The sequence below is a fragment of the Kribbella ginsengisoli genome, assembly GCF_039537185.1.
Lineage (GTDB): Bacteria > Actinomycetota > Actinomycetes > Propionibacteriales > Kribbellaceae > Kribbella > Kribbella koreensis.
This window is the reverse complement of sequence record NZ_BAABAA010000001.1, coordinates 648,124-661,469: the sequence shown is the minus strand read 5'-3', so window position 1 is coordinate 661,469 and position 13,346 is coordinate 648,124. Positions and strand designations below refer to the sequence as shown.

The 13,346-nt window shown below is 68.9% G+C and carries 6 protein-coding genes; 1 reads left to right on the top strand and 5 read right to left on the bottom strand.

Annotation, left to right across the window (positions count from 1 at the left end; all coding sequences use genetic code 11):
- Positions 1-59: 59 nt before the first annotated feature.
- The 5 genes from ABD768_RS02845 to ABD768_RS02825 are packed head-to-tail and all read right to left on the bottom strand — an operon-like array spanning position 60 to position 6,370.
- Positions 60-566: a beta-class carbonic anhydrase gene (locus ABD768_RS02845; protein WP_344836970.1), complete on the bottom strand. Its 507-nt coding sequence runs from the start codon at positions 564-566 to the stop codon at positions 60-62.
- On the bottom strand, positions 563-1,504 hold the full coding sequence (locus tag ABD768_RS02840; protein WP_344838650.1) for a ferredoxin family protein: 942 nt from the start codon (positions 1,502-1,504) through the stop codon (positions 563-565). The genes ABD768_RS02845 and ABD768_RS02840 overlap by 4 nt, the downstream gene beginning before the upstream one ends.
- 39 nt (positions 1,505-1,543) lie before the next feature.
- Positions 1,544-3,211 carry an MFS transporter gene (locus tag ABD768_RS02835; protein WP_344836968.1) on the bottom strand — a complete coding sequence of 556 codons (1,668 nt, stop codon included), beginning with the start codon at positions 3,209-3,211 and terminating at the stop codon, positions 1,544-1,546.
- On the bottom strand, positions 3,208-3,915 hold the full coding sequence (locus tag ABD768_RS02830; RefSeq protein WP_344836965.1) for an LppX_LprAFG lipoprotein: 708 nt from the start codon (positions 3,913-3,915) through the stop codon (positions 3,208-3,210). The genes ABD768_RS02835 and ABD768_RS02830 overlap by 4 nt, the downstream gene beginning before the upstream one ends.
- 4 nt (positions 3,916-3,919) lie before the next feature.
- Positions 3,920-6,370, bottom strand: coding sequence for a DNA gyrase/topoisomerase IV subunit A (locus tag ABD768_RS02825; RefSeq protein ID WP_343979105.1), 2,451 nt, complete (start codon positions 6,368-6,370; stop codon positions 3,920-3,922).
- Positions 6,371-6,638: 268 nt separating this feature from the next.
- Here ABD768_RS02825 and ABD768_RS02820 point away from each other — a divergent pair, with 268 nt between their 5' ends.
- Complete coding sequence (locus tag ABD768_RS02820; protein WP_344836963.1) at positions 6,639-13,337, top strand: LamG domain-containing protein; 6,699 nt, start codon at positions 6,639-6,641, stop codon at positions 13,335-13,337.
- The last annotated feature ends 9 nt before the right edge of the window (positions 13,338-13,346 follow it).

Here is a 13,346-nt window from a genome sequence, read left to right as displayed (position 1 = left end):
CTGTAACCAGCTGGTCCGGATGCGTGGGAGGCGTTTCGAGCCAGATCTAAGCGTTCGATTCAGGTGATCTGGTCGAGCAGGCCGGTGTCGACGTCGTACATGAAACCGCCGACCAGGATGTCGTCGCCGATCAGCGGGTGCTCGCGGACGGCGGCCACGTCGTGGCGCAGCGCCTCGAGCTGATCCGGGATGACGTTGAGCGGCAGGTAGCCGGCCGGTTTGCCGGCCGCCAGCTCGACCTTGGCGCGCATCTCGTCCTCGGTCATCGAGGCCATCGCGCAGCGGGTGTGCGGCACGACCATGATCCGCTTCACGCCGAGCAGCTGGACGCCGAGCACCAGGCCGGTCAGGGTCAGCTCGGTGACCCGGGCGCCGGCGCTGCGCAGTACCTTCATGTCGCCCGGCTTCAGGCCGAGCAACTCCAGCGGCGGGATCCGGGAGTCCATACAGGTGACGAAACCGATGCCCGCGTGGGCGATCCCGTCGAAGCCGCTGTACTGGAAGTTCCTGCTGTACTCCGCGTTGGCGGCCAGCAGATCGTCGAAGTTGCGGGGCGTCGGGCTCATCGGACTGGTCCGGGGGTGACTGATGCGGCACGCAGGATCGACATGGCGAAGGGTTCCTTTCCGCAGGACTCCGGGCGGGGTGGATCGGCGGACTCGCTGATCACCTCGACGGTCCACAGCCGCCCGTCGCGGTGCCTGACCGTCACGGTCTCCAGGTCTTCCGCCACGACGCGGAGGGCGTCGAGTCCGGCCTCGCCGATGAGGTCGCGGACAGTGATCTCGGCGAGCTGGCCGCGCTTGGTCCAGGTGGACCGGCCGCGCAGCTTCTCGAGGACGGTCTCACCGCGGTCGGCCGCGGTGAGAATGGCTCCGGCCGTCTCCACGTCGAGCTGGCCGTACATGATCCCTGCGGGCAGCAGAGTAGCGGTCGGCGCGAACCGGTGCCCGCCGAGGTGGTTCGCCTCCCACACCCGGCCGGGCGCCTGGGCGGCCAGCGCCGTGACGATCGGCCGGCCGAGCAGAGCGCAGCATTCGTCGCGCTTGCCGTTGGTACAGACCAGCAGGATCGGTTCGTTGACCGGGGCAAGCTCTGGCAGCGACCGGATCGCCGCGTCGCGGTCGCCGCGGCTGACGGCTTGGAGGTCGAGCGCCAGGAGCTGCTTCGGGTCGGCGACGCAGCCGCCGAGCAGCCAGGTCTGGCCCGGCACCGTGCTCGCGACGTACACCTGGTGTGAGCGCGGTACGGCGTCCGCGTGCCTGCCGGGGGAGCGGATCAGCCCGAAGCGCAGGTCCGCCTTCTTGGCGTCGGCGTCGATCTTGGCGCCGAACCCCGGATCGAGGTGGCTCTGGGTGGGTGCCTTGTTACCCCACGGGCCCGGTTGCTCGACGACCAGCCAGCCGGTGGCGACCACCGCCGTACCGGGCATCGGCTCCCGCAGGTCACGGCAGAACGTCGAGCACAGGCCCGGTCTGCCGCTGACTGTTGCACTCACAAGCATCACGGTACGCGAGCGGACACCTTGTCCCCATGACCACCGTCACCTGTGGACAGCGCCACGCCGTCCGAGCAGGAGGACGGCAAGTACCGCGGCCGCGAACGCGCAGACCGCCGCTCCGGCGAAGATCGTGTGAACTTGTGAAATGGCCGCGTCCTGCAGTGCGTCGATGAACGGACGGCAGCTGGTCGGGGCCTTGCCCGGGCACAGGTCGTTCGGCGCCGGCAGGTCGTCGACGATCGTGTAGTAGCGGCGCAGCCCGAGGGCGGTCAGCGCCGAGACTCCGATCAGCATGCCGACCATCCGGGCGACGACGACCAGGGCGCTGACGAGTCCGTGGCTGTCTGGTCTCGTGGCGCCGAGGATGGCGGTGTTGACCGGTGACAGGGCGAGACCGAAGCCGAAGCCGCAGACGAGCAGCGCGATGGTGGCCGGTGCGTGCTTGAGCGCGTCCTTGTCCCACAACGCCATCAGGACGAACATGGCCCCGGCCAGGCTGAGTCCTGCGCCGGTGATGAGGCCTAGTCCGTACCGACGGGTCAGCCAGCCGCCGACTACTGCGCCGATGGGCAATGCGATCAGGAAGCGCAGCAGGACGAGCGCGGCCGCGAGTTGGCCGCCGCGCTGCGTAGTACGGGCGAAGACGGGGACGTCGACCAATGCAGCGATCAGGGCCGAGCCGATGAGGAAGCTGACCACCAGGGAACCCCAGGCCGGCCTGGCGCTGAGCAGACCGGGCGGGACGATCGCCAGTGGGCTGCGGCGCTGCCAGAGCGCGAAGAGGCCGGCGAAGACTGCAGCGCCGGCCAGTAGCCACGGTCCGGCGGGTGCCATGACCTCACGCTCAGGATCAGCGGTAGCGAAGGCCAGCACGACGCCCGCCAACGCGCAGGCGAGGAGGAGCGCGCCTAGCAGATCCACGCGCTTCACCAGGTCCTTCAGGCTCCCGCGCGCTTTGAAGAGGATCAGAGCGAGCCACAGGACCAGCAGTACGAGTGAGACGACACCGATGGGCGTAAGCAGCCGGGAGTCGCCAGTGAACGGTACGAAGGGCAGGCCTAATGTGATGCCGGTGGCTAGTCGCTCTGGTGCCGTCAGTGTGAGCCCGAGAGCTATGCAGGCCAGCAACCCGACTGCTGCCGACAGCGGCGGTCGCTGGAGCCCGCGGAGCAGCAGGGCGAGGACGACGGCGACTGTGAGGTTGAGCCAGAAGATGTAGCGCCAGTCGGCGATAGCGAGCACGGCTGCACCCAGCAACGGACCCAGGACCGAGCCGAGCTCCTGGACCGCTCCCACGATGCCCAGTGGGAGTCCTCGCTTCTCCGCAGGCCAGAGGTCGGCCACGAGGGCAAGCGTCGCCGGTACGAGACCACCGCCGCCGACACCTTGCAGGAAGCGGCCGGTGACCACCAACGACAGGTCGTAGGCGCTTGCGGTGATGAGGGAGCCCACTGCGAAGAGGACCAGCGCGCCGACCAGTACCGGCGTACGGCCGACCACGTCCGCGATCCGGCCGATCAGGGGGAGTACTGCTATGTAGCCGAGCAGGAAGCCCGACAGGATCGGGGCGGCCCGCTGCAGTTCGTCCGCAGACAAGCCGACCCCGGACATCATGTCGGGCAATGCCAGGACGACGACGTAGGTGTCCGCCGCCGCGAAGGCGACCGCGACCGACGCGAGAGTCAGCCGCGCCCTGGGGCTCGCCGTCACGGCTTGGTGATCTCTACCTGCTCGCCGTACTTGTCGAAGGTCACGTCATAGCTGCTGGTGGCGCCGTCGTAGTACGGGCCGGTGATCGTCGCCGACACCAGCTGCTTGGTGTCCTTGTCGATCTTGAAGGTGCTCGGGAAGTCCTGGTCGCCCGGCGCCTTCGGGAAGATGCCTTGCAGCGTCTTGCCTTCGACTGAGCCGGTGACCTCGGTCAGCACCTTCGCGCCGTCGCGGGTCTCGCCCTTGATCTTGGCGTCCTTCAGCGTCGGCAGCACCGACGTGAGGCCCTTGGCCGGGTCGAGCAGGACGGCCGGGTCAGGCGCGCCCAGACCCGCCAGCTGCGACGGCGGTAGTTCGGTGTACTTCGGCAGGAACGGCAGCTTGGCGTAGACCTTGCTGCCGACCGCGACGACCTCCGCGTCGATCGGCGAGCCTGCGGTACGTACCGTCAGCTTGCCCTTGAACGCCGGAGCGTGGGTGGCGACGCCGTCGCCGCTGGCGAGCACCTGACCGGTGCTCGGCAGATCCCGTCCGGTGATCACGATGTGCACGCTCGCGGCGTCGTCGATCGTCTTCTTGACGTCGGTCAGCAGGGAGACCGCGTCGTCACCGGTCTTGGCCCCGGCATCGTCCTTCTTGTCGCTGCAGCCGGCCAGTGACACCGTCAGCACGAGGGCCGCGCCGAGCGCGACGAGCTTCTTCATGGGGTCAGCCTGCCAGGTCTGCGGCGACCGCCGCGATCGGCTGAGCCACCGGTACGCCGGAACCGTCGCGGCGGGGGTCCAGCGGGGGAAGGTCGACCGGGGCGCCGCTGTTGGCGCTGGCCTTGACCGGGGCCGCGCCGGCGAAGGCGAGCAGCAGCCCGTCCTCGCCCTTGAGCAGCCGGTGGCACCGGACACCGCCGGTCGCCCGGCCCTTGCCCGGGTACTCGCTGAAGGGCGTCACCTTGACCTGGCCGACCTCGGTGCCCGGCAGCGCCGACGACGAGCCCGAGATGGTGACCAGGACCGACTCCTTGGCCGGGTCGACGGCGCCGAAGTACACGACCTTCTGGCCGGCCGCCAACCGGATGCCGGCCATACCGCCCGCGGTCCGGCCCTGCGGACGTACCGCGGAAGCGCTGTAGTGCAGCAGTTGCGCGTCGCTGGAGACGAAGACGAGCTCTTCCTCACCCGTGGTCAGCTCGACCGCGCCGACGACCTCGTCGCCGTCGTTGAGCCGGATGATCTCCCACGAGTCGCGGTTGCTCAGGTGATCCGGAGTGACCCGCTTGACGACACCTGTCGCCGTACCGAGCGCGACGCCGACCGATTCCGGGTCCATCGTGGTGAGCGCCAGCGCCTTCTCGCCCGCGTCCAGCGAGATGAACTCGGCAACCGGCGCACCGCCTTGCAGGTTCGGCGCGGAGGCGGTCGTGGGGATCCCGGGCAGGTCGAGCGACTCCAACCGGATCAACCGCCCGGCACTGGTGATCAGCCCGTACTGACCGCGCGCGGTGCTCTTGATCGCGGAGACGATCGCATCGTGCTTGGCGCGGCCTTCGCCGGTACCGAACGGCTCGACGCCGTTGGTCCGCGCGAGCAACCCGGTGGAGCTCAGCAGCACCCAGCACGGGTCGTCGGTGACCTCGAGCGGCACGGCGGCGGTCTTGGTCGCGCCGGACGACTCCAGCAGGACCGTCCGCCGGGGAGTGCCGTAGGTCTTGGCGACGTCGGCGAGCTCCTCGGAGACGGTCTTCTTCAGCAGCGTCTCGTCGTCCAGGATCGCCGACAGCTTCTCGATCTCGCGCTCGAGCTCGCCCTTCTCGGTCTCCAGTTCGAGCTTGGAGAACTTGGTCAGCCGGCGCAGCGGCATGTCCAGGATGTAGTTGGTCTGCACCTCGGACAGGTCGTAGATGTCCATCAACCGGGTCCGCGCGGCGGCCGCGTCGTCGCTGGTCCGGATGATCTGGATGACCTCGTCGATGTCGAGGATCGCGACCAGCAGACCGTCGACGATGTGCAGCCGGTCCTGCGCCTTCTTGCGGCGGAACTCGGTGCGCCGGCGCGTCACGTCGTAGCGGTGGCCCAGGTAGACCTCGAGCAGTTCCTTCAGGCCGAGGGTGCGCGGCTGGCCGTCGACCAGGCAGACCGCGTTGATGGAGAACGAGTCCTCCAGCGGCGTCATCTTGTAGAGCTGCTCGAGCAGCGCCTCGGGCACGAAGCCGTTCTTGACCTCGATCACCAGCTGGGTGCCGTGCGCCCGGTCGGTCAGGTCCTTGACGTCCGCGATGCCCTGCAGCTTCTTGGCCTGGACCAGCGTCTTGATCTTCTCGATCACCTTCTCCGGGCCGACCGTGTAGGGCAGCTCGGTGACCACGATGCCCTTGCGCCGCGGGGTGACGTTCTCGATCCGGGCGGTGGCGCGCATCTTGAAGCTGCCGCGGCCGGTCAGGTAGGCGTCCTTGATGCCTTCCAGGCCGACGATCTTGCCGCCGGTCGGCAGATCCGGGCCGGGGATGAAACGCATCAGGTCGTCGACATCGGCGCCCGGCGTCTTGATCAGGTGCCGCAGCGCCTGGATCACCTCGACCAGGTTGTGCGGGGCCATGTTGGTCGCCATGCCCACCGCGATGCCGGCGGCGCCGTTGACCAGCAGGTTCGGGAAGGCGGCCGGGAGTACGGACGGCTCTTCCTCGCGGCCGTCGTAGTTCGGCTTGTAGTCGACGACGTTCTCGTCCAGGCCGTTCGTCATCGCGATCGCGGACGGGGCCATCCGGCACTCCGTGTACCGCATCGCGGCGGGGCCGTCGTCGAGCGAGCCGAAGTTCCCGTGGCCGTCGATCAGCGGCAGCCGCATCGACCACGGCTGCGCGGTCCGGACCAGCGCGTCGTAGATCGCGCCGTCACCGTGCGGGTGGTACTTACCCATCACCTCGCCGACGACGCGGGCGCTCTTGACGTGACCGCGGTCGGGCCGGATGTTGTTCTCGGCCATCGAGAACAGGATCCGGCGCTGGACCGGCTTCAGTCCGTCGCGGGCGTCCGGCAGGGCCCGGGAGTAGATCACCGAGTAGGCGTACTCCAGGAAACTGCTGCGCATCTCGTCGGAGACGTCGACATCGAGGATGTGCTCCTCGAAGTCCTCGGGTTCGGCGGTGCTGCTGGTACGGCGTGCCATGCGGGTCTACGTACTCCTCAATGACAGCAACTCGGCGCGAGCTGCTTGGCGGCTGGGGGCCATTGTCACCGGCCGGGGTGCCCGATCCCAGCACCGACCCGGCCATCCGGCGGATTCGGTCGCCCAGCGTACGCCGTACCGGCTGATCCGGCCGCTTAAACCAGACAGCTGTTGCTTTGTCAATCACTTAGATGGAGATGGTAGCGATACGGCGCTGGACCATTTCGATTGGTCTACTTCCTCCCGAATTCATCAGGGGAGGATGCGAATGCGTACGAGATCTGTCCGGAGCAGGTGGGCCAAGGCCGTCACCGGCTCGATCGTGCTGGCGCTGGCAGCGGTCACGCTGCCGGTGGGAAACGCCGGCGCCGTCCAGCCACCGAAGCCACCTACCGTCGCGCCGAAGGCCGAGCCCATACCGAAGGTGAAGGCGGCGCCGAACGAGGCGCAGGCCCGCGCGGCCGCCGACCGGCAGGGCACGCCGGTGGAGGTGTCGGCGCTGCGCACCGAGACGCGCACGGTGGTCGCCGAGCCGAACGGTGAACTGAGCCTGGAGATCAGCGCCGTCCCGGTCCGCGCCAGGAAAGGCGACGCCTGGGCGGCGGTCGAGACCGGCCTGGTACGCCGTACCGACGGCGCCTGGGCTCCGAGGTCGACGACCGTCGACCTCGCCTTCAGCGGGGGCGGGTCGAAGCTCCCGATGGTGAGCTACGCCAAGGACGGCAAGCGACTCGCGCTGACCTGGCCGGGCAGCCTGCCCAAACCCACGGTCAGTGACGACACCGCGACGTACGCCGAAGTCCTCCCCGGCACTGACCTGGTCCTCAAGGCCACCGCGACCGGCTACACCCAGCACCTGGTGGTCAAGACCGCGGTGGCGGCGAAGAACCCGGCGCTGGAACGCATCCGGCTCGGACTGACCACCACCAGCCTGGCGATCAGCAGCACCACCAACGGCGGGCTGGAAGCGCGCGATCCCAAGGGAGCGGTCGTCTTCACGGCACCGCCGTCGGCGATGTGGGACGCCGGCACTGGTCGAGCGGTGGCGGGCGTCAAGGTCGACGCTCGGTCGCTGACGCTGCTCCCGGACCTGGCGCTGCTGCGTGGCTCGAAGACCGTCTACCCGGTGACGATCGACCCGGACTGGCGGACGTTCGACAAGACGTACTGGACCTCGGTGGTCTCGGGTAACGGTGGTACGGCGTACCCCAACACCAGCCCGGGCGGCAGTGATGTCGCACAGGTCGGCCTGTGTAACTTCAGTGGCTGCAACGGCATCGGAGTCGCCCGGTCGTACTTCCAGTTCGACACCGGTGCCTGGGGCTTCCTGCAGGGCAAGCGGATCATGGGCGGCACGCTCGACAGCGCGGTGGTCCACAGCGGTGCCTGCGTGGACAGCCGGCACAACCTGTACGGCAGCTCCGCGGTCGGTGGTGGCACGACCTGGAACAACAAGCCCAGCGGACCGCACCTGGCCGGTGTGGACGTACCGCGGTCGAACGCGGCCGGCAACTGTGGCGGCTGGAAGGAGGTGCATTTCCCCGTACCGGCCAGCGCGATCAGCACGGTCGGCCTGTCGACGTACTACATCCAGGCGGGCAGCGAGTCCGACAGCAGCTACTGGCGCAAGTACGACCCAGGCGCGACCAAGCTGCGCGTCCGCTACAACACTGCTCCGACCACCCCGCAGGACACCGCCACCGAGCCGACGCTGCCCGCGCCGTGCAAGTGGTGTGAGGGCAAGGTCTACTTCAGCGGCAACACGATCAGCCTCAAGACGACTTTGTCGGATCCCGACAACAACGCGGTGCAGCCGCAGTGGGACATCTACACCAACGGCGTCGTGGAGAACCGGTACGGCAGCTTCCAGGGGTCAGGTTTCCGGCACGACACCAGCGTCGCGCTGACCGACGGCGCCGAGATGGACTGGTACGTCCGCGGCTGGGACGCCGACGAGGACAACGGGAACCGGCTGGACTACGGCCCGTGGGTGCGCGGTCCGGGGCCGTTCACGGTCGACAAGACCGCACCGAGCTCGATGCCCAAGGTCACCGGCTCGCTGTATCGCGAGGACAACCAGTGGCACGGCGGCGTCGGCGTACCGGGCATCTTCACCCTCGAGCGGACCGAGAAGGCACTGCCCGACGAGGGGACCAAGGACGTCGACCACTACTTGTGGGGCACCACCTTCCCGCCGACCAGGCCGGCCGAGGCGAACGGTCTGGGCGGCTCGGCGAGCTTCGAGTTCGTCCCGGAGGCCGACGGGCCGCAGGACATCTTCGTGCAGTCCGTCGACCGGGCCGGCAACCGCAGTGAGACCAAGACCGTCCACGTGTACGTCCGGGCCGGTAACGGCGCGCTCAGCGCGTACCCGTTCAACGGCAGCACCACGGACGATGCCTACCTCGGGGACAAGGACGGGACGCTGCAGGGCGCACCGACGTACGGACCGGGCGCGGTCGGCAACGCACTGCGGCTCGACGGGGTGAACGACTACTTCACCGCGCCGAGTGCCGCGCGGACCGACAACAGCTTCACCGTGTCGGCATGGGTGAAGCCTGAGTCGCAGTCGGACACCCGTGGGATGGCGATCGCCTCCCAGCAGGGCAACCGGGCCAGTGGCTTCTACCTGAACTACCGCGGTGACACCAAGAAGACCACCTTCATGCTGGCTGCCTCGGACACCGACAACCCGGCTACCGCCGCCGCTGAGGGTCCGGCCCTGCAGCGTGGCGTGTGGACCCAGGTGACCGGCGTCTACGACAAGCCGGCCAACCGCCTCCGCCTCTACCACAACGGCGTCAAGGTGGGCGACACCCAGCTCCCCGCGAACTTCACCACGTGGCATGCGGCTGGGCCGTTGACGGTCGGCCGCGAGAAGTGGAACGGCCTGATCGGCAGCCCTTGGCAAGGTGCGATCGACGAGGTCCAGGTCTTCGACCGGGTGCTCAGCGACGCCGAGGTGCGGGCCGCTGTCGGCCGGGACAACGTCCGTACCGCGCACTGGAAGTTCGACGAGCTCACCGGCAAGACCGCCCGCAACGACGTCGACGGCAGCCCTGACCTGGTGCTGTCCGGCAAGGCGGCATTCACCGGGACAACGGGCGGAGCGCTCTCCGGTGCGCTGCGGCTGCCCGGCAGCGACCCGCTGGACTTCGCCTCCGGTGGTCCGGTGGTCCGTACCGACCAGAGCTTCACCACTGCTGCCTGGGTCAACCTGGCCGAGGCTCCGTCCGATGGCAACAACCGGACGGCGCTGTCGGTGGAGGGGGACGTCAACAGCGCGCTCTTCCTCGGCTACCGCGCGGCGGACGGTGGCAAGTGGGAGGCCCACATGCCGTCCGAGGACAAGGTCAGGCCGAGACTCGCCGACGCCGTGGTCCGCTCCGACGTCGCCGCGAGCCTGAACACCTGGACCCACCTCGCCGCGGTGTACGACGCGCCCGCACACCAGTTGCGGATCTACGTGAACGGCAAGCACGCCGGGACTGTGGCCCAGAACAACGGCTACAACGCGTCCGGCCCGCTGACCATCGGCCGGGGCAAATACGAAGGCGCCCAGACCAACCCCTGGAAGGGCCTGGTCGACGACGTCCGCGCCTACAACCGGGAACTGTCCGAGGCCGAGCTCGCCGGAATCGTTGCTAGAAGCAACGTCACGGTCGCGAACTGGAAGCTGGACGGCAACCCGAACGAGAGCTCCGGCCGGACGCCGCCGCTGACCGGTACGCTGGTCGGCTCCCCGGCCTGGACCGGCGGCCAGACGAACGTACCGGCCGATTCCGACCTCGGCCTCAAGCTGACCGGCAATGGCGCCCACTTGTCTGCTTCGAGCCCGCTCCCGGATCTGCGGAACAGCTTCTCGGTGGCCGCGTGGGCCAGGCTCGACACGGACACCGGCCGGGCCTCCGTGGTCTCGCAGGATGCCGGCGGGCTGAGCGTCTTCAATCTGCACGCATCGTGGGACAACCGGTGGGTCGTGGTGATGCGCAGCTGCGACGCCGCTATGAACTGTGCCGAGACCAGAGCCGCCGGTCCCGCGCCGCAGCCCGGCGTCTGGACCCACCTGGCCGCCGTGTACGACGCCTCGGCCGGCCTGCTGTCCCTGTACGTGAACGGCGTGCTCGCCGGCACTCAGGACTATCGGCACACCGGAACGCAGAGCGAGCCGACCATGCGGGTCGGCCGGGCAACCTGGTCGAACGGCGCGGGGGTCGACGCGTTCACGGGAGCGATCGACGACGTCTCCGTCTACAACCGGGTGCTGTTCGCCGACGAGATCCGGACGATGGCCGGTCGCGACCTGACCCTGGCCCATAACTGGCGGCTGGACGAGCCGAGCGGTCCGACCGCCTCGGACGCGGTCGGCGCCCGGGCCGGCACGCTGGCCGGACCCACGCGGGTACCGGGCCGGCTCGGCAACGCGCTGAGCTTCAACGGCACGAGCGACACGGTCAGTACGACCGCCGTCGACGTCGACACCGCCAAGAGCTTCACGGTGTCGTCCTGGGTCAAGCTGCGCGAGCTGTGTGAGCCCGGAGCCGACCAGGTTTGCCACACGACGGCAGTCAGCCTCGATGGCGGTGCCACGAGCAAGTTCCGGCTGGGGCACGTCCGTGACACGGACAACAACCAGTTCGGCGCCTGGACGTTCGAGATGCCAGAGGCCAACGGCACGGTCACCAAGGCGTCTGTCTCCGCGACGGACTCGGACGTGGACCAGTGGGTGCACCTGGTCGGCGTGTACGACGCCCCGGCGCACAGGCTCTGGCTGTACGTGAACGCGACCCGTCAGGGCGACGGCACGCTCCAGACGCCCTGGGCTGCATCTGGTGGACTGCAACTCGGGCGGGGCCGGGTGGCGAACGCTGCTGCCGAGTACTGGCCCGGCGCGATCGATGACGTCCGGGTGTACGCCGGCGCCCTCGACAAATCCCGGATCGAGAGCCTGGTCGCGTCGTACCCGAAGCAAGGCGGTACTCCGGCGCTGCCGACCGACACGGCCGCTCATTGGAAGTTCGACGAGAACCAGGGCACGGTCGGCGCCGACTCGTCCGGTCACGGCCTGACCGCCACAATGAAGGGCGGCAGCGGCTGGATCCCCGGGCGGCAGGGGACGGGCGCATGGTTCGACGGCACCAGCGGGTACGCCGAGACGGCTGCTCCGGTGGTCGACACGACTGCCGGCTTCTCCGCCGGAGCCTGGGTCTACCTGACCCAGACCGACCAGGGGAGCCGGACGGTCCTCGCGCAGGACGGCAACCGGGCCAGCGGCTTCCTCCTGCAGTTCAACGGCGCGTCGGGCAAGTGGGCGGTCGTGGTCCCGTCCGCGGACCAGGACAACCCGGAGAACAACCTCGTGCTGACGTCAGCGCAGAAGGCCGCGGTGGGTCAGTGGGTCCATCTGGGCCTGGTCTACGACGGCCGGGTGAATTCGACGAAGCAGCTCAGGCTGTACGTGAACGGCGTGCTGTCGGCTGCCCAGACAGGTGTGACGATGCCGGCCGCCAACGGGCCGACCACGATCGGCCGGGGCAAGTGGAACGGCGGCGCGACGGACTTCTTCCCGCGGGGCGTCGACGACGTGCGGATCTTCACCCGGGCGCTGTCGGACGGCGAGATGCGCAAGCTGCACGACGACGTCGGCTACCCGGGGATGGGCTTCTGGCGCTTCGACGACGACACGCCACGCGACTGGAACTGGCGCAACAACGCCAGCACGGTGTCCGGCACGGTGTCGTACCCGGTCAGCCCGATCGCGGGCAAGGCACTCCAGCTGGACGGCGCCTCCGCGATCACCACGCAGTGGTGGGCCGCTCAGCCGCAGGACAGCTTCACCGTGTCCGGTTGGGCCAAGCTGGACCGTACGGACAAGGTCGCGACCATTGCGGCTCAGGACGGGGACCAGCTCAGTACCTTCGTCCTGCAGTACCGGCCGACCCTGGGCAAGTGGGTGTTCGGCGCACCGGGCCGTGACGAGGACGGCGCGAAGTCGCGGTACGCGGTGGCGAACCAACTCGCGGCGGCTGGTCAGTGGACACACGTCGCCGGCGTGTACGACTACGCGGCACACCAGTTGCGGCTGTACGTGAACGGGGCACTGTCGGGAACCTTGAACGACATGGTCCTGGGCGACAAGTCGGGACCGTTCAGCATCGGTCGCGCCAAGGTGAACGGTGTCCCCGGCGACTTCTTCACCGGTCAACTGGACGACGTCCGCACGGATCTCGGGATGGTCGCGGACTCTGAGCTGGCTATCCGCGGCGGGTACCCGCGGCCGGCCGACGGGCAGCTGGGTCGCTACGTCAACGACGGGACGGGGGAGCGGTACACGGCGGTCACCGCGGCCAGCGTCCGACCGGGCTTCCGCTTCGAGAGGTCGCTGGGAGCACCGGTCCCGGCCGGCCAGAACACGACCCCACTGGTCGAGGGCGGCCTGGTCTACTCGGTCCGGCCGACCAACGTGCCGGTGCAGCCGGTGTACCGGTGCAAGCAGGGTGCCAATGCGTTCGACTCGCTCGATGTGGGTTGCGAGGGCGGTACCAAGCTGGAACTGGCCGGGTACGCGCTGGCCTACGCCCGAATGGCCCGCTACTACAGCGCGATCGCAGCCGACCACACGAGCACGGTGGACAACCCGCCGGCCGGCCACCGGTACGAGGGTTCTCAGGGGTGGTTGACCAGGGCGACCGGTACTGCCGGTACCCAGCCGCTCTACTCCTGCCGCGACGGCGTGGACAACTTCTTGTCGAACCAGTCCGACTGCGAAGGCAAGCTCGCGCTCGGTGCCATCGGCAACGTCTGGAGCCAGGCTCCCGACGGCCTGACCAGTACGCCGATCGTCCGCTGCAACGTCAACGGGCAGCGCTTCATCTCGCTCTCGACGGCCTGCGAGGGCTTCGCAATGGAGCGCACGCTCGGCTACACCCTCACCGCCCTGCCCACTGTCACCCCGACGTTCGCCTGAGTGCAGAGG

Bases quoted from the DNA above. Each gene is read 5' to 3' on its own strand.
- ABD768_RS02840 (WP_344838650.1), bottom strand. From the start codon at position 1,504: ATGCTTGTGAGTGCAACAGTCAGCGGCAGACCGGGCCTGTGCTCGACG.
- ABD768_RS02830 (WP_344836965.1), bottom strand. From the start codon at position 3,915: ATGAAGAAGCTCGTCGCGCTCGGCGCGGCCCTCGTGCTGACGGTGTCA.
- ABD768_RS02825 (WP_343979105.1), bottom strand. From the start codon at position 6,370: ATGGCACGCCGTACCAGCAGCACCGCCGAACCCGAGGACTTCGAGGAG.
- ABD768_RS02845 (WP_344836970.1), bottom strand. From the start codon at position 566: ATGAGCCCGACGCCCCGCAACTTCGACGATCTGCTGGCCGCCAACGCG.
- ABD768_RS02820 (WP_344836963.1), top strand. From the start codon at position 6,639: ATGCGTACGAGATCTGTCCGGAGCAGGTGGGCCAAGGCCGTCACCGGC.